This window comes from Microbacterium sp. gxy059 (genome assembly GCF_050958665.1).
Taxonomy (GTDB): Bacteria; Actinomycetota; Actinomycetes; order Actinomycetales; family Microbacteriaceae; genus Microbacterium.
The window spans coordinates 1-22,624 of record NZ_JAMXWT010000029.1 but is presented as its reverse complement, the minus strand read 5'-3'; the positions used below and the strand labels follow the sequence as shown (position 1 = coordinate 22,624).

Annotated in this window: 21 protein-coding genes; 12 read left to right on the top strand and 9 right to left on the bottom strand. The window is 71.0% G+C overall.

Features of this window, described 5'->3' with window-relative positions; translation table 11 throughout:
• The first annotated feature begins 48 nt into the window (after positions 1-48).
• Positions 49-378: a helix-turn-helix domain-containing protein gene (locus NHL53_RS13545; RefSeq protein WP_433777412.1), complete on the top strand. Its 330-nt coding sequence runs from the start codon at positions 49-51 to the stop codon at positions 376-378.
• Here NHL53_RS13545 and NHL53_RS13540 read toward each other — a convergent pair.
• A complete protein-coding gene (locus NHL53_RS13540) occupies positions 362-970 on the bottom strand; it encodes a ClpP family protease (RefSeq protein ID WP_433777410.1) in 609 nt (202 codons plus the stop codon). The two genes, NHL53_RS13545 and NHL53_RS13540, sit on opposite strands and share 17 nt — an antisense overlap.
• Entirely contained in the window at positions 967-1,590 is a 624-nt protein-coding gene (locus NHL53_RS13535) for a ClpP family protease (protein WP_433777409.1), read from the bottom strand. The genes NHL53_RS13540 and NHL53_RS13535 overlap by 4 nt, the downstream gene beginning before the upstream one ends.
• A 143-nt stretch (positions 1,591-1,733) precedes the next feature.
• Between NHL53_RS13535 and NHL53_RS13530 the strand changes: the two genes are divergently transcribed.
• Positions 1,734-1,889 carry a hypothetical protein gene (locus NHL53_RS13530; protein WP_433777408.1) on the top strand — a complete coding sequence of 52 codons (156 nt, stop codon included), beginning with the start codon at positions 1,734-1,736 and terminating at the stop codon, positions 1,887-1,889.
• Between the two features lie 33 nt (positions 1,890-1,922).
• Positions 1,923-2,654, top strand: a complete 732-nt coding sequence (locus tag NHL53_RS13525) for a phosphotransferase (protein ID WP_433777407.1) — start codon at positions 1,923-1,925, stop codon at positions 2,652-2,654.
• 122 nt (positions 2,655-2,776) lie between these two features.
• On the opposite strand, the gene NHL53_RS13520 is transcribed toward NHL53_RS13525, so the two are convergent.
• Positions 2,777-5,899, bottom strand: coding sequence for a glucodextranase DOMON-like domain-containing protein (locus NHL53_RS13520; protein ID WP_433777405.1), 3,123 nt, complete (start codon positions 5,897-5,899; stop codon positions 2,777-2,779).
• A gap of 163 nt (positions 5,900-6,062) precedes the next feature.
• Here NHL53_RS13520 and NHL53_RS13515 point away from each other — a divergent pair, with 163 nt between their 5' ends.
• The gene (locus NHL53_RS13515) at positions 6,063-7,226 is read left to right on the top strand and encodes an ROK family transcriptional regulator (RefSeq protein WP_433777404.1); all 1,164 of its coding nucleotides are present in this window, start codon (positions 6,063-6,065) and stop codon (positions 7,224-7,226) included.
• Positions 7,227-7,431: 205 nt separating this feature from the next.
• On the opposite strand, the gene guaA is transcribed toward NHL53_RS13515, so the two are convergent.
• Genes guaA through guaB form a run of 5 tightly spaced genes read right to left on the bottom strand, consistent with a single transcriptional unit; the run spans position 7,432 to position 13,075 of the window.
• The gene (guaA, locus tag NHL53_RS13510; protein ID WP_433777402.1) at positions 7,432-9,009 is read right to left on the bottom strand and encodes a glutamine-hydrolyzing GMP synthase; all 1,578 of its coding nucleotides are present in this window, start codon (positions 9,007-9,009) and stop codon (positions 7,432-7,434) included.
• The gene (locus NHL53_RS13505; RefSeq protein ID WP_433777401.1) at positions 9,006-9,521 is read right to left on the bottom strand and encodes a DUF3817 domain-containing protein; all 516 of its coding nucleotides are present in this window, start codon (positions 9,519-9,521) and stop codon (positions 9,006-9,008) included. The genes guaA and NHL53_RS13505 overlap by 4 nt, the downstream gene beginning before the upstream one ends.
• A gap of 52 nt (positions 9,522-9,573) precedes the next feature.
• Positions 9,574-10,419 (bottom strand): SURF1 family protein, encoded by an 846-nt coding sequence (locus NHL53_RS13500; protein WP_433777400.1) that lies wholly within the window; start codon positions 10,417-10,419, stop codon positions 9,574-9,576.
• Positions 10,416-11,528 (bottom strand): GuaB3 family IMP dehydrogenase-related protein, encoded by a 1,113-nt coding sequence (locus NHL53_RS13495; RefSeq protein ID WP_433777430.1) that lies wholly within the window; start codon positions 11,526-11,528, stop codon positions 10,416-10,418. The genes NHL53_RS13500 and NHL53_RS13495 overlap by 4 nt, the downstream gene beginning before the upstream one ends.
• Positions 11,529-11,572: 44 nt before the next feature.
• Positions 11,573-13,075 carry an IMP dehydrogenase gene (guaB, locus tag NHL53_RS13490; RefSeq protein ID WP_433777398.1) on the bottom strand — a complete coding sequence of 501 codons (1,503 nt, stop codon included), beginning with the start codon at positions 13,073-13,075 and terminating at the stop codon, positions 11,573-11,575.
• A 216-nt stretch (positions 13,076-13,291) separates the two neighbouring features.
• Between guaB and NHL53_RS13485 the strand changes: the two genes are divergently transcribed.
• The 4 genes from NHL53_RS13485 to NHL53_RS13470 are packed head-to-tail and all read left to right on the top strand — an operon-like array spanning position 13,292 to position 17,332.
• Positions 13,292-14,623, top strand: a complete 1,332-nt coding sequence (locus tag NHL53_RS13485; RefSeq protein WP_433777397.1) for an ABC transporter permease subunit — start codon at positions 13,292-13,294, stop codon at positions 14,621-14,623.
• Between the two features lie 9 nt (positions 14,624-14,632).
• On the top strand, positions 14,633-15,613 hold the full coding sequence (locus NHL53_RS13480; protein ID WP_433777396.1) for a branched-chain amino acid ABC transporter permease: 981 nt from the start codon (positions 14,633-14,635) through the stop codon (positions 15,611-15,613).
• A gap of 49 nt (positions 15,614-15,662) precedes the next feature.
• The gene (locus tag NHL53_RS13475) at positions 15,663-16,583 is read left to right on the top strand and encodes an ABC transporter ATP-binding protein (RefSeq protein ID WP_433777429.1); all 921 of its coding nucleotides are present in this window, start codon (positions 15,663-15,665) and stop codon (positions 16,581-16,583) included.
• Positions 16,580-17,332, top strand: coding sequence for an ABC transporter ATP-binding protein (locus tag NHL53_RS13470; RefSeq protein WP_433777395.1), 753 nt, complete (start codon positions 16,580-16,582; stop codon positions 17,330-17,332). The genes NHL53_RS13475 and NHL53_RS13470 overlap by 4 nt, the downstream gene beginning before the upstream one ends.
• Positions 17,333-17,342: 10 nt before the next feature.
• Here the strand turns inward: NHL53_RS13470 and NHL53_RS13465 are convergent, their stop codons facing one another.
• Positions 17,343-18,542: a class I SAM-dependent methyltransferase gene (locus NHL53_RS13465; RefSeq protein ID WP_433777394.1), complete on the bottom strand. Its 1,200-nt coding sequence runs from the start codon at positions 18,540-18,542 to the stop codon at positions 17,343-17,345.
• A gap of 142 nt (positions 18,543-18,684) precedes the next feature.
• Between NHL53_RS13465 and groES the strand changes: the two genes are divergently transcribed.
• The 4 genes from groES (at position 18,685) to NHL53_RS13445 (ending at position 22,593) form a co-directional block, all read left to right on the top strand.
• Positions 18,685-18,981, top strand: coding sequence for a co-chaperone GroES (groES, locus tag NHL53_RS13460; protein ID WP_433777393.1), 297 nt, complete (start codon positions 18,685-18,687; stop codon positions 18,979-18,981).
• 116 nt (positions 18,982-19,097) lie between these two features.
• Entirely contained in the window at positions 19,098-20,195 is a 1,098-nt protein-coding gene (locus NHL53_RS13455; RefSeq protein WP_433777392.1) for a mechanosensitive ion channel family protein, read from the top strand.
• Between the two features lie 41 nt (positions 20,196-20,236).
• A complete protein-coding gene (gene rarD, locus NHL53_RS13450) occupies positions 20,237-21,190 on the top strand; it encodes an EamA family transporter RarD (protein WP_433777391.1) in 954 nt (317 codons plus the stop codon).
• 128 nt (positions 21,191-21,318) lie between these two features.
• Positions 21,319-22,593 carry an ABC transporter substrate-binding protein gene (locus NHL53_RS13445; RefSeq protein WP_433777390.1) on the top strand — a complete coding sequence of 425 codons (1,275 nt, stop codon included), beginning with the start codon at positions 21,319-21,321 and terminating at the stop codon, positions 22,591-22,593.
• The last annotated feature ends 31 nt before the right edge of the window (positions 22,594-22,624 follow it).

The following is a 22,624-nucleotide window of genomic DNA, read 5'->3' as shown; positions in this document are numbered from 1 at the left end:
TCAGCGGAACGGCCTGCGCTCGCGCCGCCCGGCGCATAGCGTGAGGCCATGGCCGAGCTCCTCCCCCTGCCCGCGCGCCCGACGGATCCGCTGTGGCGGCACCTCGTGGGGGTCCGCCTGCGCCGCATGAGGTTCCGCCGCGGCGAGCGCCTCTCGGACGTCGCCCGGCGCGCGGGGATCTCGGTGCAGTACCTGTCCGAGGTCGAGCGGGGCCTCAAGGAGCCGTCGAGCGAGATCCTCGCCGCGGTGCTCGGGGCTCTCGGATCGTCGCTGCTCGAGCTCTCCTCCGGCGTCGCCGACGACCTGCGCGAGGCGGCGCCCGCGGAGGGAGGAGCGCCGGCCTCTCCTCCCCCGGGCGCGCTCATGCTCGCGGCGTGACGCCCTCGCGACCCGCCAGCACCCGATCCGCCAGCCCGAAGGCGACGGCATCGGCCGCGGGCAGCACGCGATCGCGGTCGGTCTCGCGTCTGAGCGTCTCGACGGTCTGCGTCGTGTGCTCCGCGAGCACCCGCTCGAGCTCGCCCCGCACGCGCACGAGCTCGTCGGCCGTCACGATGAGGTCGGGGATCGGGCCCCTGCTCTGCGCGGCGGGCTGATGCAGCACGATCCGCGCGTGCGGCAGCACGCCGCGCTTTCCGCGGGCTCCCGCGGCGAGCAGCATCGCCCCGACGCCGACCGCCTGTCCCACGCACGTCGTCGCGACGTCGGCCCGCACGAAGCGCATCGTGTCGTACACCGCGAGCGCGGCGGCCGGGTCGCCGCCCTCGCAGTTCACGTAGAGCTGGATGTCGCGCTCGGGGCTCTCCGCGTCGAGGTGCAGCAGCTGGCCGATGAGCGCGTTCGCGACGCCCGCGTCGATCGCGGTGCCGACGTACACGACGCGTTCGCTGAGGAGGTGCGAGAAGACGTCGAGGATCCGTTCGCCTCGCGCGTCGCGGGCGATGACGTTCGGGATCGGGTAGCCGCTCATCGCGCCGCCTCCCCGGCGAGGCCCGTGCGGCGCCTGTGCCGCGGCAGGAGCTCGTCGAGGTCTGTGGCGATCGCGTCGATGAAGCCGTAGTCGAGCGCCTCCTCCGCCGTGAACCAGTGGTCGCGCAGCGAGTCCTCGAAGACGCGTTCACGCGGCTGGCCGGTGTCGTCGGCGATGATCCCGAGCACGGTGTCGCGCATGCGACGCAGGTCGTCGGCCTGCATCTCGACGTCGACCGCGGTGCCGCCGATGCCCGACGACCCCTGGTGCAGCAGCACCTTCGCGTGCGGAAGCGCCCGGCGCTTGCCCGCCGCGCCGGCGGAGAGCAGGAACTGCCCGGCGCTGCACGCCATCCCGAGGTCGAGGGTCGCCACGTCGCAGGGGACGAGCCGCATGAGGTCGCGGATCGCGAGCATCGCGGGAACGGATCCGCCCGGCGAGTGGATCCAGAGGGCGATGTCGTCGCGGGGATCGTCCGCGGCGAGCTGGATGAGCTGGGTCATGAGGAGGGCGCCGTTGTCGTCGTCGAGCACGCCGTCGAGCACGAGCGCCCTCTGGTGCAGCAGCTCGCGGCGCGCGCGATCGTCGAAGCGCGGAGGGAGGGCCTGTTCGTCTGTCATGCTCCCAGCGTGCGCCGCGGCCGCGTCGCGGAGGCCGGGATCCGCCCGGGGCGGATCCGCCCAGAACGGAACCGGGGCAGGAAGCAGGAGCGCGAGACGATCGCGAACCGCGGGCCGGGCCACCCGCAGCTGCGCTCGGCGACATGGATCTCTTGCAGCAGAATCTCGCGGTCAGCATCATCGTCACGCTCGCGCTGATCGGCGTGAATCTCCTCATCCTCTGGTTCATCATCTACACCGCGGTGCGCTCCGCGGTGAGAGACGACCGGCTCAAGGCCGCGCGGGAGCGGCACCGCTGATCCTGCAGGCGTCCCGCCGTTAGGCTCGACCGCATGCCCGCCGGCCTCCCCTCCCCCGACACCCCCGTTCCCGCGGCGATGCGGGAGTTCGCGGGCGGGCCCGTGACGCTCGTCTGGCAGAACGAGGTCGGCGGCCTCACGGGGCGCACGGGCGGCCCCGATCCGATGCACGTCAAGTGGGACCCCGCCGGCTCTCCCGAGTCGCTCGCCGACGAATGCGAGCGACTCACCTGGCTCTCCGCCCGCCACCCGGCCCCCGAGGTCGTCGCCCTCCGCAGGGCCGCGGACGGCGATCTGCTCGCGACCCGGTCCCTCCCCGCGCGCTCTGCGGTGGATCCCGTCTGGCGCGCCCGCCCCGCCGAGGCGCTGCGGGCCCTCGGGGCCGGGCTGCGCGCGCTGCACGACCTGCCTGTCCGCGACTGCCCCTGGCGGTGGGACGTGCCGACCCGCGTGGAGGCCGCCGCCCGGGAGGGCATCCGCGTGCCGGACCCGCTGCGGGACGCGCCGGAGATCGACCGCCTCGTCGTCTGCCACGGCGACGCCTGCGCGCCGAACACGCTGATCGACGACGACGGCCGCTTCGCGGGGCACGTCGACGTCGCGCGCCTCGGCGTCGCCGACCGGTGGGCCGATCTCGCGGTCGTGACGCTGTCGCTGGGCTGGAACTACGACGCGTACGACGAGGGCGTCTTCTGGGAGGCCTACGGCGTCGCGCCCGACGCCGAGCGCATCGCCTTCTACCGGGCGCTCTGGGACGCGACCTGACGGATCCGTGCGGCCGCCCCCGCGGGAGCGCACCCGTTCCGATGCCGGCGTCGGAACGGGGCGCTCCCGCGGAGGCAGGGAGCCACGCGGCGTTGATCGCCCCGCGCGGCGCCGGCTGCGCCTCAGGCTCTCCGACGAGCGGCGAGAAGGATCGCCGCTCCGGCAGCCATCAGCAGCACGACCGCGAATCCGAGCATCGGCGTGCCGGCCGTCGGAGCGAGATCTCCGCCCTCGTCATCCGCTGCCTCGCCACCCTGCTCCGCCGCTTCGGCGTCCCCGCTGTCGTCGGGCGCCGGGGGTGGCACGTCCTCTGCGCCGCTCCCGTCCGCGCCGTCCTCTTCCGCCTCCTCTTCTTCCGTCTCCTCGACGGGCACGAGGGAGAGATAGGGAAGGACCACGGGGCCGCGCGTCCAGTCCATCAGCACCCCCTGATCGTACGGTCCGCTGATGATATCGATCGCGTTCGAGTCGGCCGTGTCGGTGTCGACCGCCTCGACGGCGTCCGTCCAGTCCCCTGCTCCGCCCCCGAACCGATAGGCTCCCACGAACTCCGGGCACCCGACGCCGGCCGCGCACTCGGCGCTGTAGACGGGACGGACCCCTCCGACGCCCTCCGACTCCTCCGCTGCGCTGAACATCGACACCTGATAGCCCGCCTCTGCGAGATCGACGCCCGCGAAGACCTCTGCGGACACCGAGGCGACGACGCGCCCCGCCGGTGAGACCTCCAGGTCGACGTCCCCGACGCGCTCGTGATCGGCGTCATACACGCCCGCGCCGAAACGGCCGTCCTGCTGACGCCCGTCCGCGACAACCGCGTGGGTCCACGCGCCGTCCGCGAACGTGTTGGTTCCGGGGAGCAGGGAGACCGGTCCCGAGCTCTCTCCGCCGCCCACGTGGACGCTGACGCGCTGGGTGCTCATCCCGTCGCCTCCCCAGGGGTTGCGGATCTCCCCGTCCGTCGACACGACGAACCTCACGACATCGCCGTCTTCGAAGACCTCGAACCGGGTGAGGTCGAAGCTTCCCGGGTTGAAGGCGCCGTCCGACGGATAGGTGTAGCTCCCCGGGCCGTCGTCGTCGCCGACCGGATCGTCGAGAGAGCCGACGAGCGTACCAAGCGCCGTCAGGCGGAGCCGCTCGACGGTCTTCACCCCGTTCTCTCCGGTGGCCGTGACGACCACGCGGTTCTCGATATCCGGGAGCCTCAGGTCCGCTGCGAAGGATCCGTCGGCAGCGAGCCGGGTCTCGACGCTCTCGCCGCCGACGCGCACCGAGATCGATTCCCCGTCGGTCGTCCCCCGCACCGTGAGATCCCGCGACGGGACGATCCCGCCATCCTCGATCCCGTCGAGCGTCAGCAGCGGGAGCGCGCCGGTCGGCTGTCCCGTGGCGGTGGCGTTCCAGCTCTCCCAAGCCACGGCGTCGAAGCCCAGTCGCCCCGGCTCGTCGTCTGCCCACTGGTCTCCTGCTTTGATGATCGGAACGCCCGACACGGAGTAGTCGTGCAGCAGGATCCCGTCGCCGTCGCTCATCTCGTCTCCGAGCCGGACGCGCTCCCCGTTTCCGTCCTCATGAGCTGTGAGCAGGCTCACCTGCGACGACGGATCGAGGTCGTTCCACTCCTCGATCTCGAACCCGTCGATCTCGATGTTCTCGGTCGCCGAGAGCGCGAAGATCCGCAGCGCGCAGTTGACGGCTCCCTCGACGCGAGTGTCGCGGAAGGTCATGTTCTTCACCGTCATCGACGGATCCGCGCGGTCGACGGCGTCGGGATCCTCCCAGTGCGTCGACGAGTTGAACACGCAGGTGTTCTTCTTGACGTCCTTCCAAGCCATCCGGTTGTGGATGACGTCGGTGTCGCTCACACGCACCCCGTCCACCTCGCGGGGAGTCCACCCCCACTGGAACACGGGGCCGTTCTCGTTCTTCCAGATGACGGTGCCGTCGATCTCGACGTCGCTGTGGTACATCTTCAGGACGTCATCGTTCGCGTGGAAGAACGTGTCGCTCATTCGACCGCCCGGATAGAGCTCGATGCCGTCAGTCTGCCAGTACCAGCTTCCGACCTGCTTGTAGTTCGAGACATCCATGCGGAAGTCCTGCACCGGGATCTCGACATCGTCTTCGTGCGCGTAGACGACGAACGAGTGATAGGGCGGATCGCTGATCGTGATCCCCTCGATGCCGAGGGTCTGCGGCTGGTCCGAGGACTCGAACTGCAGCATCTTCACGCACGTGGTGTGGCAGTTGTCCGTGACGCTGCGCTGGTAGCCGTTGGCCGTGTCGGCCTCGTAGACGTACTGCTCGCCAGAGAGCACGCCGCGTCCCGTCACACGGAAGTCCTCCTGGGTCTCGTGCACGAATCGGAAGGCGCCCTTCACATGCGCGCCCGGGGCGAGATAGACCCAGCGCACGTTCTCGGGGAGCAGCGCGTGATGATCCGATCCCATGTAGTACGCCCCCGGCTCGAAGACGATGATCTCCTCGGACACCTCGTCGAGGTCATCCACCAGCCCCGGCTCCGGACGGTGGATCGACCCGTCGTCCTCCGTCGGGATCAGCTGCGTCGCGGCGTCGCCCTCCAGCGCGGGATTCGCGAAGACCAGCATCGCGTTCTGGGGCTCGGTGTGCACCGCCCGGCCGGCGTCGGGATCGGTCGTGAGCGCCCCGCTCGCGCCGCTCATGTCGTTGTAGGCGGTGATCAGCTGGGGATCGAACTCGACCGAGAACCGGAGCCCCTCCTCGGTGTGCGGAACGCGGATCCGCACGGTCTGCTCGTCGACGAGCTCCTTCTCCAGCGCGAGGTCGGTCGGCCGGATCGTGACGTCGTCGGCGGAGCCGAGGGGCTGATCCGCCAGCAGGGAGACCTCGACCCAGACGTCCTCGGAGTACTCGAAGCTCGACCAGCTCATCGTCAGCTCGGCGTCCGCCGCGTACTCCGCGCCGTCCTCGTCGTCGTATCCGGCCTTGTCCTTCCCCGACCGGGGTGTGCTCATGTAGACGAACGAGCTCTGCGGCTCGCCTCCGTCCGGGCGGACCGACATCTCGTAGAAAGGCGACCGGCGCACCTCATCGTCGGCGACCGCGCCCGTCGTCGCCACGGCGTTCTCGTGATCCCAGGTCGTCGCCGCCTCGGATCCCGGCGCCTCGGATGCCGCGGCTCCCGCACCTCCCGCGAGCAGAGAGCAGGCGAGCGCGAACATGACGGCGAGGCTGCCGCCTCTCCGGGCTGTTCGGTTCATGTCGTGGTTCCTTTCAGGACGTCGTCGTCTCCAGGTGCTCATCCGGCCGCCCCAGCGGGGCCGAACGCAATTATGTTTACATCACACATAATTGAGAGTCAACGCCCCGTTGCTACGCTCCAGATGTCGGAGCGCCGCCGGATCCGTCGTGGAAGGAGCCGAGATGCCCCCTGCTTCCCCTCCCCCCTGGGGGGACGAGACCGGAGCGACGCTTCCGGTCGCCCTCGAGGTCCTCCGCCACGGACCGCTCTCCCGCGCAGACGTCGGTCGAGCCCTCGGTCTCTCGCACGCCTCGCTCAGCAGACTCAGCGCCGCGCTGATCGAACGCGGCATCCTCATCGACGCGGGCGAGCGCAGCGACAAGCGAGTCGGACGACCCACCCGCCTGCTCGACGTCGACGCCTCCGCGCACCGATTCATCGGCATCAAGCTGAGCGAGAGCCGCCTCATCGCGGCGCTCACCGACCTGCGCGGCGACGTCGTCGACGTGCGCGCACGCGCCCTCGACAGCCCCTCGCCCGACGCCGTCGTGCGTCTCATCGCGATGCTCACTGCCGACCTCGCGTCCGACCGGGAGATCACCGCGATCGGCGTGGGCCTGGGCGGAGCCGTCCGCGAACGTCGCCTCGTCTCCTCGGCGAGCTTCCTCGGCTGGCGGGACGTGCCTCTCGCCCGCCTCGTCGAACACGCGACCCAGACCGCCACGCTGGTCGAGAACGACGTCATCGCACTCTGTCGCTACGAGGACTGGTTCGGGTCCGGACGCGACGACGACCGATTCGCCGTCGTCACCCTCGGGGTCGGCACGGGCTTCGGCCTGGTCGTCGACGGCACCCCGATCGTGAGCGAGGAGCACGGGATCGGACTCGTCGGGCACTGGCCGATGGACCCCGCCGGCCCGCTCTGCGATCGAGGTCACCGCGGATGCGCGGCCGCGCTGCTCAACGCCGAGGCCATCTCCCGCCGGCTCGGCGATGCCGCCGGGTCGCCCGTGCCGTTCGAGGAGGCGCTCGATCTCGCCGCCGCCGGCGACCCCCCAGCGCGGGCGATCATCGACGAGGCAGCGCGCGGACTCGGCGTGCTCCTCGCCGCGATCTGCAACCTCACCCTCCCCCGCCGGATCGTCATCGCGGGCGAGGGAGCCCGGATCGCGGAGATCGGCGAGGAGACGATGCGACGCTCCCTGGCCTCCCTGCGCGCGGCCGAGGCGACCACCCCTCCGATCGTGCTCGCCGAAGAGGGCGGCGTCGAGTGGGCGCGCGGCGCCGCCGCCCTCGCGATCCAGGCGTTCGTCCTCGGCGAGATCAAGGCGCCCGTCACGACCTGACGGATCCGCGCGGAAGCGAGCGAGGGCCCGGCCGCGCGATGCGACCGGGCCCTCGTCAGGCGATGCGAGTCACTCCCCCGCGCCCGCTGGCGCGGTCACGGGCCACACAGCACCCTTCGCGAGAGGGAGCTCCTTCGTCACTCCGCCGCGCCCGCTGGCGCGGTCACGGGCCACACAGCACCCTTCGCGAGAGGGAGCTCCTTCGTCACTCCCACTCGATGGTGGCGGGGGGCTTCGAGGTGACGTCGAGAACGACCCTGTTGACCTCCTGCACCTCGTTGGTGATGCGGTTCGAGATGCGGGCGAGCACCTCGTAGGGCAGGCGGGTCCAGTCGGCCGTCATCGCGTCCTCGCTCGAGACGGGTCGCAGCACGATCGGGTGTCCGTAGGTGCGGCCGTCGCCCTGCACGCCCACGCTGCGCACGTCGGCGAGGAGCACGACGGGGCACTGCCAGATCTGCGCGTCGAGCCCCGCGGCGCTGAGCTCCTCGCGGGCGATCGCGTCGGCCTCGCGCAGCACGTCGAGGCGATCGCGCGTCACCTCGCCGATGATGCGGATCCCGAGACCGGGGCCGGGGAACGGCTGGCGGCCGACGATCGCCTCGGGAATGCCGAGCTCGCGGCCGATCTCGCGCACCTCGTCCTTGAACAGGGCGCGCAGCGGCTCGATGAGCTCGAAGTCGAGGTCGTCGGGCAGGCCGCCGACGTTGTGGTGGCTCTTGATGTTCGCGGTGCCGGAGCCGCCGCCCGACTCGACGACGTCGGGGTACAGCGTTCCCTGCACGAGAAAGCGCACCTTCTCGCCCTCGGCCTTCGCCTCCTCGACGAGGTCGCGCTGGACCTTCTCGAACGCGCGGATGAACTCGCGTCCGATGATCTTGCGCTTCTCCTCCGGGTCGGTGACGCCCGCCAGGTGCCCGAGGAACGTGTCGGCCGCGTCGACCGTGATGAGGTTCACGCCCGTCGACTCGACGTAGTCCTTCTCGACCTGCTCGCGCTCGCCCTTGCGGAGCAGCCCGTGATCGACGAACACGGCCGTGAGCTGGTCGCCGATGGCGCGGTGCACCAGGGCCGTCGAGACGGCCGAGTCGACGCCGCCGGACAGCGCCGAGATGACGCGGGCCGAGCCGACCTGCTCGCGGATGCGCGCGACCTGCTCCTCGATGACGGATCCGCTGTTCCAGTCGGCGGGGAGCCCCGCCGCGCGGTGCAGGAAGTTCTCGATGATGCGCTGGCCGTGAGCCGAGTGCTTGACCTCGGGGTGCCACTGCACGCCGTAGAGTCCCGCGTCGGGGTTCGCGAACGCGGCGACGGGCGTCGACGCGGTCGTCGCGAGCACCTCGAAGCCCTCGGGGGCGCGGGAGACCGAGTCTCCGTGGCTCATCCACACGCTCTGCGCGGCGGGCGTGCCCTCGAGCAGCACGTGGTCGGGGCGCGACAGCGTCGTGTCGGTGGCGCCGTACTCGCGCAGCCCGGTGTTGGCGACCTCGCCGCCGAGCGCCTGAGCCATCACCTGGAAGCCGTAGCAGATGCCGAGCGTCGGGACGCCGAGCCGGAAGATCTCGGGGTCGAACGTCGGGGCGCCCTCGGCGTACACCGACGACGGGCCGCCCGACATGATGATCCCGACCGGGTTCTTCTCCTCGATCTCGGCGGCCGTGATGCTGTGCGGCACGAGCTCGCTGTACACGCCGGCCTCGCGCACGCGTCGTGCGATCAGCTGGGCGTACTGCGCGCCGAAGTCGACGACCAGAACCGGTCGCTGGGCGGTGTCGGAGCTCATCGAGCGGCCTCCTGAGTGGGATCGGCGGAAGGGATCTCTGCTGCCTCGGCGGCGGCCTTCGCGGCCCGCTTCTCTGCGGCCCGCCTCTCCCGCTCGGCGAGGTATCGCTTGACGTCGCGCGCCACGAAGTACTCCATGAAGAACGACAGGAACGGGATGACGCCGCCGCCCGCGAGCAGCAGGAAGCGCCAGAACGGCCAGCGCATGAGGCTCCACACGCGGAAGCACGCGAACAGGTACACCACGTAGAACCAGCCGTGCGCGATGAGCACGAACAGCGACAGGTTGAGGCCGTCTCCCGTCGATTCGAGGTGCTCGCCCTGCATCACCACGTCGCGCCACGCGAGGAAGCCCTGCGAGTCGTTCATGAACAGCTCGAGATGGAAGCCGTACTTCAGGATCATCTCGGCGACGAGCAGCAGCAGTCCGACGCCGGTCACGACGCTCGTGACCTGGTACAGACGCAGCGCCCGACGGATCTGGGGGAACGTCGCGATCCGGGGCTGTGGCATGGATCCAGTCTACGGGGCGGATTCTGGGGGATCCGTGCGTCGCGAGCGCGGCTCAGAGCTCGTCGTCGAGGTCGTCCTCGTCCGCGGCGACGCCGTGGAAGGCGTCGACCTCCTTCTCCCACGCGTCGCGCGCGAGGCGGTACCAGAGGTAGAAGGAGAAGCCCGCGAAGATCGCCCACTCGACCGCGTAGAAGAGGTTCAGCCAGTTGATCGTGCCCTCCGACGGCGGAGCCGGCGAGGCGATCGCGTCGAGCCCGGCGTCGGCGATGCCGCCCGTCGGGTCGTCTGAGGTGACGAACTGCCGGTAGACCGGGCCGTCGACGCCCGTCCAGTGGCTGAGGAGCGCCGCCGGGGACATCCGCTCGACGGCGAAGACGTCGTCGCCCTCGGGCGGGCGCGGCCCCTCGTCGGAGATGAGGCGGCCCGTCAGCGGGGTCTCGTCGCCATCCGCGGCCGCGGCGAGATCCGCCATCGCGCGCTCGGCGTCGTCGCGGTCGGCCGTCCAGCCGAGGGCGACCGCGAGCGATGCGCCATCGCCCGTGACGAAGCGCCCCGTCACCCAGAAGCCCTCCGCGCCGTCGTTGTAGCGATCCGTCACGAGCACGAAGTCGTCGGGATCCCAGGATCCCGCCGTCGTGACGCGCTGGCCGACGTACGGACCGTCGAGATAGTCACCCGGCTCGACGACCTCGTCGAGCGGACGCACCTCCTCGGTGACGCCCTCCGGCACCCCGTCGGTGTCGAACGACCGCGACAGCTGCCACTGCAGCAGCACCGAGAAGACGCCGGCGACGACGAGGCAGAGCGCGAGCAGGGCGATCCAGCGCGGTCGCAGCATCACCTCGCGCAGCGTCGGCGGGAACCCCTGCTGCGGCAGGTCGACGTCGGGAGAGGTCATTCGTACGGGGTCACGACCACGTCGACGCGCTGGAACTCCTTGAGGTCGGAGTAGCCGGTGGTCGCCATCGACTTGCGAAGGGCGCCGATGAGGTTGGTCGTGCCGTCGGTCGTCGAGGCGGGGCCGGAGAGGATCTCCTGCATCGTCGCGACCTGGTCGACGTTCACGCGGCGTCCGCGGGGAAGCGTCGGGTGGTGCGCCTCGGCGCCCCAGTGGCAGCCTCGGCCCGGCGCGTCGGTGGCGCGGGCGAGGGAGACGCCGAGCATGACGGCGTCGGCGCCCATGGCGATCGCCTTGACGAGGTCGCCCGAGGTGCCGATGCCCCCGTCGGCGATGACGTGCACGTAGCGGCCGTCCGACTCCTCGAGGTAGGCGCGGCGCGCGCCCGCGACGTCGGCCACGGCGGTCGCCATCGGGGTGTGCACGCCGAGCGCGGCGCGGGTCGTCGAGGCCGCTCCGCCGCCGAAGCCGACGAGCACGCCCGCCGCCCCCGTGCGCATGAGGTGCAGGGCCGCGCGATGCGTGCCGGCGCCGCCCACGATGACGGGCACGTCGAGGTCGTAGATGAACTGCTTGAGGTTGAGCGGCTCGGCCTGGCTCGACACGTGCTCGGCCGAGACGGTGTTGCCGCGGATCACGAAGAGGTCGACGCCCGCGTTCACGACCGTCTCGTAGAACTCCTGGGTGCGCTGCGGAGAGAGCGCGCCGGCCGTGACGACGCCCGCATCGCGGATCTCCGCGATGCGCTGCGTGATGAGCTCCGCCTTGATCGGCTCGGCGTAGAGCGCCTGCATGCGCTGGGTCGCCGACTCGGCGGGCAGCGAGGCGATCTCCTCGAGGATCGGCTCCGGATCCTCGTAGCGGGTCCACAGGCCCTCGAGGTCGAGCACGCCGAGCGCGCCCATCCGCCCGAGGGAGATCGCGGTCGCCGGACTGACGACGGAGTCCATCGGCGCCCCGATCACGGGGGTGTCGAAGGTGAACGCGTCGATCGACCAGGTCGTCGAGACGTCCTCGGCGCTGCGGGTGCGCCGCGTGGGCACCACCGCGATGTCGTCGAACGTGTACGCACGCCGGCCGCGCTTGCCGCTGCCGAGCTCGATCTCCATGCTCACTGCTTCTTCTTCCTCGTCGTCTGGCGGTCGGGCGCGCGTCAGCGCGTGTAGTTCGGCGCCTCGACGACGATCTGCACGTCGTGCGGGTGCGATTCCTTGAGACCCGCGGGCGTGATCCGCACGAACCTGCCGCGCGACTTCAGCTCGTCGATCGTGCGCGCGCCGACGTAGAACATCGACTGGCGCAGGCCGCCCGTCAGCTGGTAGGCGACGGCCGAGACGGGGCCGCGGTAGGGCACCTGGCCCTCGATGCCCTCGGGGATCAGCTTGTCGTCGCTCGGCACGTCGGCCTGGAAGTAGCGGTCCTTCGAGTACGACGTCTGCTTGCCGCGCGTCTGCATCGCGCCGAGCGAGCCCATGCCGCGGTACTGCTTGAACTGCTTGCCGTTCTGGAAGACGAGCTCTCCGGGCGACTCGTCGGTGCCCGCGAGCAGCGAGCCGAGCATCACGGTGTCGGCACCCGCCACGAGCGCCTTCGCGATGTCGCCCGAGTACTGCAGGCCGCCGTCGGCGATGAGGGGGACGCCCGCCGCGCGGCAGACGAGGGAGGCCTCGTAGATCGCCGTGACCTGGGGCACCCCGACGCCCGCCACCACGCGCGTGGTGCAGATGGATCCCGGCCCCACGCCGACCTTGACGGCGTCGACGCCCGCGTCGACGAGCGCCTGCGCGCCCTCGCGGGTCGCGATGTTTCCGCCGACGATGTCGATGTGGTCGAACGACGCGTCGCCCTTGAGGCGGCTCACGATGTCGACGACGCCCTGCGACTGGCCGTTGGCGGTGTCGACGACGATGAGGTCGACGCCCGCGTCGCGCAGCGCCTCCGCGCGCTCCCACGCGTCGCCGAAGAAGCCGATCGCGGCGCCCACGCGCAGCCGACCCTGGTCGTCCTTCGTGGCGAGCGGGTACTGCTCGCTCTTGTCGAAGTCCTTGATGGTGATGAGCCCCTCGAGGCGGCCGTCGTCGCCCACGAGCGGCAGCTTCTCGACGCGGTGCTCCGCGAACAGCTCGATGACCTCGGCGGCGGGGATCCCCGGGTAGCCGGTGACGAGGCCGTCCTTCGTCATCGCGTCGCGCACGAGGGTCGCGGCCTTGTCCTTCTCGGAGATGAAGCGCATGTCGCGGTTCGTGATGATGCCGACGAGGCGCCCGTCCTCGTCGACGACCGGCAGACCGGAGATGCGGTACTCGGCGCACGTCGCGTCGACCTCGGCGAGGGTCGCGTCGGGCGTCGTCGTGATCGGGTCGGTGACCATGCCCGACTCGCTGCGCTTGACGCGGTTGACCGCGGCGGCCTGGTCGGCGATCGGCATGTTGCGGTGCAGGATGCCGACGCCGCCCTGGCGGGCGATCGCGATCGCCATGCGGCTCTCGGTGACCGTGTCCATCGCGGCCGACAGCAGCGGGATGGCGACCCGGATCCGACGGGTCAGCTGAGACGACGTGTCGGCCTCGCTGGGGATGACGTCGGTGTGCCCCGGGAGGAGCAGCACGTCGTCGTAGGTCAGTCCGACGAAGCCGAAGGGGTCGTTCTCGGTCATGAAGGGATCTCCTGCGGGCGCGAGTGGGCGGGGTGGGTGGCCTCCAGTCTATGGCGCGCGCCTGGGTGGGGCGCCCGGGATCGGGCTCCGCGACGCGAGGCGCTCCGTAGCACGACGGGACCCCTCCGGAAACGCCCCCGTCACATCGGCCCCCTACCTTCCTGGGCATGCCCGGTGCCGCCGCGAGCGCCGGCGCCTGACGCCAGATGGAGGATCATGTCCGACCCTGCCGCACTCCCTCGCGGGCTGAGGGGAAGAGGGATCCTCCTCGCCCTCGTCGCGACGTGCCTCGTCGCCCTCGCGGTGCTCTCCGCTCCCCCGGACGCCCGCGCCGCCGAGGGCGACCCCTACACCGTCTCCGGCAACGTGCAGCTCGACGGCGAGCCCCTCGAGGGCGTCGAGCTGTCGATCGACGGGCCGGGCGGCGAGCAGACCGTGGTCACCGACGAGAACGGCCAGTGGCGCGTCTGGGTGCCCGAGCGCGGAGAGACCTACTCCGTCGTCCTCGACGAGGAGACCCTGCCCGAGGGCATCGCGGTCATCGACGACACCGGCGAGGACGAGACGCCCAACGAGGTCGAGGCCGAACTGGGGGCGGGTGGCCGGGTCGCCGTGAACTTCTTCATCGGCGAGGGCGAGCGCAGCACCGTCTCGATGGTCGACCAGATCGTGCAGCGGGTCATCCAGGGCGTCAACTTCGGGCTCATGCTCGGGCTCGCCGCCGTGGGGCTCTCGCTCGTGTACGGCACGACCCGCCTCTCGAACTTCTCGCACGCCGAGATGGTGACCTTCGGCGCGGTCGCGGCCTCCGGCCTCGTCGGGGCGGGCGCCCTCGCCCTCCCGCTGTGGATCGGGATCCCGCTCGCCGTCGCGATCTCCGGGGCGCTGGGCCTGGCCCTCGACGTCGCCCTCTGGCGGCCCCTGCGGCGGCGAGGGGTCGGCGTCGTGCAGCTGATGATCGTCTCGATCGGCCTCTCGCTCGCGATGCGCTACGCGTTCCAGTTCTTCATCGGCGGCGCGACCCTGCAGCTTCCGCCGATGCTGCCGACGACGCGCATCCCTCTGTTCGGCGCCGTGTCGCTCAGCCCGCTCGAGATGGTGTCGATGGCGATCGCCGTGGTCGTCATCGTCGCCTTCGCGCTGTGGCTGAGCTTCAGCCGGCTCGGCAAGGCCACCCGCGCGATCAGCGACAACCCGGCGCTCGCGAGCGCGACGGGCATCGACGTCGACCGCGTCGTGCGGGTCGTGTGGGTCGTCGCCTCGGCGCTCGCGGGCCTCGCGGGCGTGCTGTACGCCTACTACCGCCCGGGCGTGCGGTTCGACATGGGGATGCACATCCTCCTGCTCGTCTTCGCCGCGGTCACGCTCGGCGGACTGGGCACCGCGTACGGCGCCCTCGTCGGGTCGCTGATCGTCGGCGTGCTCGTCGAGGCGTCGAGCCTCTGGATCCCCTCGGATCTGCGCTACGTGCCCGCGCTCGTGCTCCTCATCCTCATCCTCCTGGTCCGGCCGCAGGGCATCCTCGGCCGCCGCGAGCGGATTGGCTAGGTCCTGAACATGAACTGGGGACAGATCGTCGAGCAGTCGCTCGCCTCCCTCCTCTCGCCCGCGACCCTCGCCTACGCGCTCGCCGCGCTCGGCCTGGCGATGCACTTCGGGTTCGCCGGCCTCCTGAACATGGGCGTCGCCGGCTTCATGGCGCTCGGCGCCTACGGATACGCCATCTCGGTGCTCACCTTCGGCCTCCCCTGGTGGACCGGGGCGCTCGTCGGGCTCATCGCGGCGGCGCTGTACGCGCTGCTCCTGGGTGTGCCGACGCTCCGGCTGCGTGGCGACTACCTGGCGATCGCGACGATCGCGGCGGCCGAGATCGTGCGTCTGCTCTTCCTCACGACGGCGTTCGACGACGTGACGGGATCGGCCGACGGCCTGAGCGGGTTCCACTCGTCGTTCCGCGCGGCGAACCCGATCCCGCCTGGCACCTACGGGCTCGGTCCGTGGACGTACAACGAGAACGGCTGGTGGGTGCGGATCGTCGGGATCCTGACCATCGCCGTGGCCGCGATCCTCGTGCTGCTGCTCACGCGCAGCCCGTGGGGTCGCGTGCTCAAGGGGATCCGCGAGGACGAGGACGCGGTGCGCGCGCTCGGCAAGAACGTGTTCGCGTACAAGATGCAGGCACTCGTCGTCGGCGGCGTGATCACCGCGGCCGGAGGCATCCTCTGGGTCATGCCGAGCGCCGTGAACCCGAACTCGTTCATGACCTCGACGACCTTCTTCATCTGGACGGCGCTGCTGCTCGGCGGGGCCGCCACCGTGTTCGGCCCGCTTCTCGGCGCGCTGATCTTCTGGTTCGTCCGCGCGTTCCTCGGCGTCTTCCTCACCGAGCTCGGCCGCGCGGGGGTCCTCCCCTTCCTCAGCAACGCGGAAGCCGCCGCGCTGCGGGACGTGCTCATCGGCGTCGCCCTGGTGCTGATCGTCGTGTTCCGTCCGCAGGGGATCCTCGGCGACAAGAAGGAGCTGACCTTTGCCCAGTGACCGCAGCGCGCCCGCGACCTCGCCGGTCTCGCGCCCGAAGACCACGGGCCTGCACATCGGCGACGCCGCCCCCGGCGCGAAGAAGAAGGATCCGATCCTCGTCGCCCACGGCGTCACCCGCTCGTTCGGCGGCATGACCGCCGTCGACGTCGACCACCTCGAGATCCCGCGCGGCGCCATCACCGCGCTCATCGGGCCGAACGGCGCCGGCAAGACGACGCTGTTCAACCTGCTGACGGGGTTCGACCGGCCCGACAGCGGGACGTGGTCATTCGAGGGCCGCTCCCTTGCGCGGGTGCCGGCGCACAAGGTCGCCCGCCGCGGTCTCGTGCGCACGTTCCAGCTGACGAAGGCCCTCGGCCTCCTCACCGTCATGGACAACATGAAGCTGGGACAGACGGGGCAGAAGGGCGAGCGGTTCTGGGCGAGCCTCGTCCGGCCGCTCTGGCGCGCGCAGGACGCGGACATCGAGGAGCGGGCCGGAGAGATCCTCGCCCGCTTCCGCCTCGACGCGAAGAGGGACGACTTCGCCGCCTCGCTGTCGGGCGGTCAGCGCAAGCTGCTCGAGATGGCGCGTGCGCTCATGACGGATCCGGCCCTCGTGATGCTCGACGAGCCGATGGCGGGCGTCAACCCCGCGCTCACCCAGAGCCTCCTGGAGCACATCCTCGATCTGAAGGACGAGGGCATGACGGTGCTCTTCGTCGAGCACGACATGCACATGGTGCGGCACATCGCCGACTGGGTCGTCGTGATGGCCGAGGGGCGCATCGTCGCGGAGGGACCTCCGGACGACGTCATGAAGGAGAAGGCCGTCGTCGACGCGTATCTGGGCGCGCACCAGGACGTCGACCTGGGATCGGTGACGGGGCGGATCCGCGTCGTCGAGCCGACGGACGCGCCCGAGGCGACGGCCGATGAGCTGGTGGCGGAGGGCCTCGCGGAGGCCGACGAGGAGGATCCCCGATGAGCGCGGACGAGACCAGGCGCACGGTGGTGCGCGTCGACGACATCACGGCGGGCTACCTGCCCGGCGTGAACATCCTCTCCGGCTGCAGCCTCACGGCCGACGAGGGCGAGCTGATCGGCATCATCGGGCCGAACGGCGCGGGCAAGTCGACGCTGCTCAAGGCGATCTTCGGACAGGTGCGGGTGCGTGCCGGGTCGATCTCGCTCGACGGCGAGGACATCACGAACCTCCAGGCCGACCGGCTCGTGGCGCGCGGCGTGGGATTCGTCCCGCAGACGAACAACGTGTTCCCGTCGCTGACGATCGAGGAGAACCTGCAGATGGGCGTCTTCCAGAGGCCGAGGATGTTCGCGGAGCGGGTCGAGTTCGTCACCGGAGTGTTCCCCGATCTCGCCCCGCGCCTGAAGCAGCGGGCAGGCGGGCTGTCGGGCGGCGAGCGCCAGATGGTCGCGATGGGGCGCGCCCTCATGATCGACCCGAAGGTCCTGCTGCTCGACGAGCCCTCCGCCGGCCTCTCCCCCGTGCGTCAGGACGAGGCCTTCATCCGGGTGAGCGAGATCAACCGGGCAGGGGTGACGTGCATCATGGTCGAGCAGAACGCCCGCCGCTGCCTGCAGATCTGCGATCGCGGCTACGTCCTCGACCAGGGGCGCGACGCGTACACGGGGACGGGCAGGGAGCTGCTGCACGACCCGAAGGTGACGGCGCTGTACCTCGGCACGCTCGGGGCGGAGCAGAGCACGAGCTGAGCGACCCGCGTCAGTCGATCCGGTCGGCGAGGATCGCCGCACGGCGCCCCTCGATGCGGGTGACGAACAGCACGGCCGAGTCGGGCCCCTGCAGCTTCAGCTTCCGGCGCAGCGCGGCGGGGTCGATGTCGACGCCCCGCTTCTTGATCTCGAGCGCGCCGATGCCGCGCTCCCGCAGCGCCTTCGCGAGGGGCTTCGGATCCGCGGGGAGGACCTCGCGCACCCGGAAGGACCGCGCGAACGGGCTCGTCGTCTCGGCGTCTCCCGCGAGGTAGGCGATGCCGGGCGCGACCGGCCCCGCGCCGAGGGAGCGCGCGACGTCTCCGACGAGGCGGGCGCGGATCACGGCGCCCTCCGGCTCGTGGAGGAACGCGCCGAGCGCGCGCACGGGCTCGTCCTCGGCGTCGGCCGGGGCCGTGAGCTCGTGCGCCCGGTCGCCGCGGATCACGAGCGCGGAGCGGCGCACCCCCTCCCGTGCGAGCGGCCCGCTCCAGAGCACGAGCTCGACGGTGGATCCGTCGACGCTGATCCACTGCGCCTCCGCGTCGCCGGGGAGCGCATCGCGGTCGTGGGCCGGGCCCAGCTTGATCCCGGTCGGCATCCGCGCGGCGAGCGCGAAGGCCCAGTCGAGGGGCGGCGCGTAGTCGGAGGCGGAGACGCGGCGGGTCTCGCCGTGCCCGCCCGTGCGCCGCGCGGGGTCGAGCCACACCCCGTCGACGCCCGAGAGGTCCGTCTGCTCGGCCCGGCCGTGCCGCACCTCGACGCCGGGCCCCTCGCCGCGGAACGGCGAGAGGTTGTAGGCGACGAGCGCCGCCGTGACCTCGTCGGCGTCGACGGCGAGCACCCCGAGGCCGAGCGAGGCGAAGGCGAGGGCGTCGCCTCCGATGCCGCAGCCGAGGTCGGCGACGCGGCCGATGCCGGCCCGGGCGAACCGCCCCGCGTGATGGGCCGACACGCTCATGCGCGTGGCCTGCTCGAGGCCCGCTCGCGTGAACAGCATGCGCTGCGCGAAGCGACCGAACTTCGCCTCGGCGCGCTGCCGCAGCCTCACCTGGCCGACGACCGCGGAGACGAGGTCGGGGCCGTGCCCCGCCGCCCGCAGGCGGGAGACGGAGCGGGCGACGTCTGCGGCGGTCTCGACGGGGTCGAGCTCGTCGAGCAGCCGCATGGCCTCGGGCGTCAGCAGGGCGTCGAGCTCGGCGTTCTCCATCGTCCCAGCGTAGGCACCGCGCCGGAATTGGCACTCACGTTGCACGAGTGCCAGCTCGGCGCTTAGACTTCCGATTAGCACTCTCACCCCGAGAGTGCGAGAACCTACGTCTTCTGTCAGTCCAGGAAAGCAGAGGTACACCGTGTCGGTTTCCATCAAGCCGCTCGAGGACCGCATCGTCATCAAGCAGGTCGAGGCTGAGCAGACCACTGCCAGCGGTCTCGTCATCCCCGACACCGCCAAGGAGAAGCCCCAGGAGGGCGAGGTCGTGGCCGTGGGCCCCGGCCGCATCGACGACAACGGCAACCGCGTTCCGCTGGACGTCGCGACCGGCGACCGCGTGCTGTACAGCAAGTACGGCGGCACCGAGGTGAAGTTCGGGGCCGACGAGTTCCTCGTGCTCTCGGCCCGCGACGTGCTCGCGGTCGTCGAGCGCTGATCGCTCGTCCCGCTCGCGGAGCCCCCGGTCGCCTCTCGGCGGCCGGGGGTTCCGCATTTCCTCTGAGTGATCGATGACGCAGAGGATTGTCGGGCGCCTTCCCTAGGGTGGGTGCCATGCAGGGACAGATTGACGACGACATCGCCGACATCGCCGACGCCGTCTCCGGCAACGTGTGGACCGCCTGGATCGCGGTGGCGGTCGCCCTCGCGGCGACGCTGCTGCTCGCCCTCGTCGTGTCCTGGGTGTTCAGCCGGGTCATGCGCTCCCTCGGGCGCAGGCACCGCGCGTTCGAGGCGATCTCGCGACGGTTCACGAGGCCGCTGTTCTGGCTCCTCACGGTCATCGGCTGGAAGGCGACGTTCGCGCCGTTCATGCCCGAGGGCTTCGAGGATCTGACCACCTCGGTCGACTACGGCCTCACGCTCGCGCTCATCGCCGTCTTCGGCTGGGTCATCGCGAAGGTGCTGATCTTCTTCGTCGACGCCGCCATGGTGAAGCCCCCGTCTGCGGGAGCCGACGAGTTCGCGCTGCGGCGTCGGCGCACGCAGATCCGCATGATCCGGCGCCTCGTCATCGCGCTCGTCACGGTGCTGACGATCGCCGCGATGCTGCTGACGATCCCCGGCGCCCGCACGTTCGGCGCGTCGCTGCTCGCCTCGGCGGGTGTCGCCTCGATCGTCGCCGGCCTCGCGGCGCAGTCGACCCTCGGCAACCTCATCGCGGGCCTGCAGCTCGCCTTCTCGAACGCGCTCAAGGTCGGCGACACCGTCGAGGTCTCCGATCAGTTCGGCACCGTCGAGGAGATCACCCTCACCTACGTCGTCGTGCAGATCTGGGACGATCGCCGGCTCGTGCTGCCGTCCACGTACTTCACGACCACGCCCTACATCAACTGGACCCGCAATCAGACCCAGCTCACCGGCACGGTCTATCTCGAGGCCGACTTCACGATCGACGTCGAGGCCGTGCGCCGCGAGCTCGAGACGATCGTCGACGGCTCGCCCGACTGGGATCGCCGCAGCTGGGGCCTCGTCGTGACCGACGCGGTCGGCGGCGTCGCCCAGCTGCGCGCGTCGATGACCGCCGCCGACGGCGACGCGCTCTGGAACCTGCGCTGCGAGGTCCGCGAGAAGCTCATGGCGTTCGTCGCCTCGCAGCGGCCGCACGAGCTCGCACGCCAGCGGGTCGCGGTGGAGCGCCCCGCGGAGTGACGGCGCGCACCGGCGCCCTCCGCCGGTCCTAGGCTGGTGCGGTGAGCACCGCCCCCGCGCCGATCCCCGACGGCGTCGCCCCGCGCACCAGCCCCTCCGGCCTCGCCTTCGGCTTCGGCGCGTATCTGCTGTGGGGATTCCTGCCCCTGTTCTTCGTGGCGCTCGCGCCGAGCGGTCCCTGGGAGACGCTCGCCTGGCGCGTGCTGTTCTCGCTCGCGGTGAGCGCCGTCCTGATCACGGCCATGCGGCTGTGGGGGCGCCTGCGCCAGGTGCTGCGCTCCCGGCGCCTCCTGCTCGGCACCGTGCTCGCGGGGGTGCTCATCTACGTCAACTGGCAGACGTTCCTCGTCGCATCGCAGACGGGCCACGTGCTCGAGGCGAGTCTCGGATACTTCATCAACCCGATCGCGACCGTGCTGCTCGCGGTGCTCGTGCTGCACGAGAAGGTGCGCCCGCTGCAGTGGGCCGCGGTGGGGGTCGCCGGCGCGGCGGTCGTCGTGATCGTCGTGTTCTACGGACGGGTTCCGTGGCTGTCTCTGATCCTCGCCGCGTCGTTCGCCCTGTACGGGCTCGTGAAGAAGCGGATGGGCGGAGACGTCGACGCGGTCAGCGGCCTCGCCCTGGAGACGGTGTGGCTCACGCCCGTCGCGATCGCGCAGCTCGCGATCGTCGCGGCGACGACCGGCCTCACGATGGGACAGCACGGCGGGATCCACGCGATGCTGCTCGTGCTGTCGGGCGTCGCGACGGCGGTGCCGCTGCTGCTGTTCGCCGCCGCGACCCACCGCGTGTCGCTGACGACGGTCGGGCTCATGCAGTTCGTCGCCCCGATCCTGCAGTTCCTCGTCGGCGTCTTCCTGCTGGGCGAGGAGATGCCTCCCGAGCGCTGGGCGGGCTTCTGCATGATCTGGGTCGCCTGCCTGCTGCTCGTGCTCGACATGTCCCTCGGCGCGCGTCGGCGGAGGCGGAGGCGGACGGGCGTCACGCGGTCTTAACGCAGACGTCACCTCCTGTCGCACCGGGCGCCGCGACGGGAACATCCTCGAAACACGGCGGCCGTAGCTTCTCCTCAACCGCGGACCCCACAGCACATCGACCGGCCGCGGCAGGACAGGAGAACATCATGGTTCGGCCCCGCACGCTCCTCGGAACCGCGGCGATCACGAGCGTCGCCCTGCTGGTCCTCTCCGGCTGCTCGAGCGACGGAGGCGGCGAGACGTCGGGCGGAGACGGGGCCTCGGATCCCGTCGACGCCGGCGAACTCGCGCTGACCGTCGGCACCGCGCTGCCGCAGACCGGAGACCTCGCGTTCCTCGGCCCGCCGGAGGAGGCGGGCGTCGCCTATGCACAGGCGCTCATCAACGAGTACGCCGACGAGACGGGGCTCACGCTCGACGTCGAGTGGGGCGATTCGGGTGACCTCACCAACCGCGCGTTCGAGACCGAGATCCCGCGCCTGCTGGGTCTGAACCCGTCCGCGATCATCGGCGCGGCGTCATCCGGCGTCTCGCTGCAGTTCATCGACGAGGTGATCGGGTCCGACACGATCCTGTTCTCCCCCGCCAACACGTCCGACGAGTTCACCACGTACGACGACAACGGGCTCTACTTCCGCACCGCTCCCTCCGACGTGCTGCAGGGCGACGTGCACGGCAACTTCGTCGCCGAGGAGGGGCATCAGACGCTGGGCCTCATCGTGCTGAACGACGCCTACGGCACGGGGCTCGCCAAGTACATCACCGAGGCGTTCGAGGCGGCGGGCGGCGAGGTCGTCGCGGCGCCGACGTTCAATCCCGGAGACACGACGTTCGACGCGCAGATCTCGGAGGTCCTCGCTCAGGACCCGGACGCCATCTCGATCATCGCGTTCGATCAGACGATCACGATCGTCCCGAACCTGCTCGCGGAGGGGTTCCCGGCGGAGAGCCTCTACTTCGTCGACGGCAACCTCGCCGACTACTCGGGCGACCTCGACGCGGGCGCGCTCGAGGGGGCGAAGGGCACCTACCCTGGCCCCACCCCCGACCAGGTGCAGGAGTGGGTCGACGCCCTCGACGAGTTCGTCGCCGAGGAGGGCGACGACCCGCTGCGCGACTACACGTACGGCCCCGAGTCGTTCGACGCCGTCAATCTCGTCGCGCTGGCCGCCCTCCAGACCCAGTCGACCGACGCCCACGACATCGCGGGAGCCCTGCAGGAGGTGTCCGGCGGATCCGGCGAGGGCGAGAAGTGCACGACGTTCGCGGACTGCGCCGACATCATCCTGGCGGGCGGGACGGCCGACTACGACGGCGTGTCCAGCCCGGTCACGTTCGATGAGGTGGGCGATCCGACAGAAGGCATGATCAACATCTACGAGTACGCGGACGACAACACATACCACCCCTACGAGGGCTGACCGCCCCGACTCTGAGGGTGGGCCGCGCCGC

What these genes read in the sequence shown, in the direction of transcription:
- NHL53_RS13545 (WP_433777412.1), top strand. Translation starts at nt 49, where the DNA reads ATGGCCGAGCTCCTCCCCCTGCCCGCGCGCCCGACGGATCCGCTGTGG.
- NHL53_RS13540 (WP_433777410.1), bottom strand. Translation starts at nt 970, where the DNA reads ATGAGCGGCTACCCGATCCCGAACGTCATCGCCCGCGACGCGCGAGGC.
- NHL53_RS13535 (WP_433777409.1), bottom strand. Translation starts at nt 1,590, where the DNA reads ATGACAGACGAACAGGCCCTCCCTCCGCGCTTCGACGATCGCGCGCGC.
- NHL53_RS13530 (WP_433777408.1), top strand. Translation starts at nt 1,734, where the DNA reads ATGGATCTCTTGCAGCAGAATCTCGCGGTCAGCATCATCGTCACGCTC.
- NHL53_RS13525 (WP_433777407.1), top strand. Translation starts at nt 1,923, where the DNA reads ATGCCCGCCGGCCTCCCCTCCCCCGACACCCCCGTTCCCGCGGCGATG.
- NHL53_RS13520 (WP_433777405.1), bottom strand. Translation starts at nt 5,899, where the DNA reads ATGAACCGAACAGCCCGGAGAGGCGGCAGCCTCGCCGTCATGTTCGCG.
- NHL53_RS13515 (WP_433777404.1), top strand. Translation starts at nt 6,063, where the DNA reads ATGCCCCCTGCTTCCCCTCCCCCCTGGGGGGACGAGACCGGAGCGACG.
- guaA (WP_433777402.1), bottom strand. Translation starts at nt 9,009, where the DNA reads ATGAGCTCCGACACCGCCCAGCGACCGGTTCTGGTCGTCGACTTCGGC.
- NHL53_RS13505 (WP_433777401.1), bottom strand. Translation starts at nt 9,521, where the DNA reads ATGCCACAGCCCCGGATCGCGACGTTCCCCCAGATCCGTCGGGCGCTG.
- NHL53_RS13500 (WP_433777400.1), bottom strand. Translation starts at nt 10,419, where the DNA reads ATGACCTCTCCCGACGTCGACCTGCCGCAGCAGGGGTTCCCGCCGACG.
- NHL53_RS13495 (WP_433777430.1), bottom strand. Translation starts at nt 11,528, where the DNA reads ATGGAGATCGAGCTCGGCAGCGGCAAGCGCGGCCGGCGTGCGTACACG.
- guaB (WP_433777398.1), bottom strand. Translation starts at nt 13,075, where the DNA reads ATGACCGAGAACGACCCCTTCGGCTTCGTCGGACTGACCTACGACGAC.
- NHL53_RS13485 (WP_433777397.1), top strand. Translation starts at nt 13,292, where the DNA reads ATGTCCGACCCTGCCGCACTCCCTCGCGGGCTGAGGGGAAGAGGGATC.
- NHL53_RS13480 (WP_433777396.1), top strand. Translation starts at nt 14,633, where the DNA reads ATGAACTGGGGACAGATCGTCGAGCAGTCGCTCGCCTCCCTCCTCTCG.
- NHL53_RS13470 (WP_433777395.1), top strand. Translation starts at nt 16,580, where the DNA reads ATGAGCGCGGACGAGACCAGGCGCACGGTGGTGCGCGTCGACGACATC.
- NHL53_RS13465 (WP_433777394.1), bottom strand. Translation starts at nt 18,542, where the DNA reads ATGGAGAACGCCGAGCTCGACGCCCTGCTGACGCCCGAGGCCATGCGG.
- NHL53_RS13455 (WP_433777392.1), top strand. Translation starts at nt 19,098, where the DNA reads ATGCAGGGACAGATTGACGACGACATCGCCGACATCGCCGACGCCGTC.
- NHL53_RS13445 (WP_433777390.1), top strand. Translation starts at nt 21,319, where the DNA reads ATGGTTCGGCCCCGCACGCTCCTCGGAACCGCGGCGATCACGAGCGTC.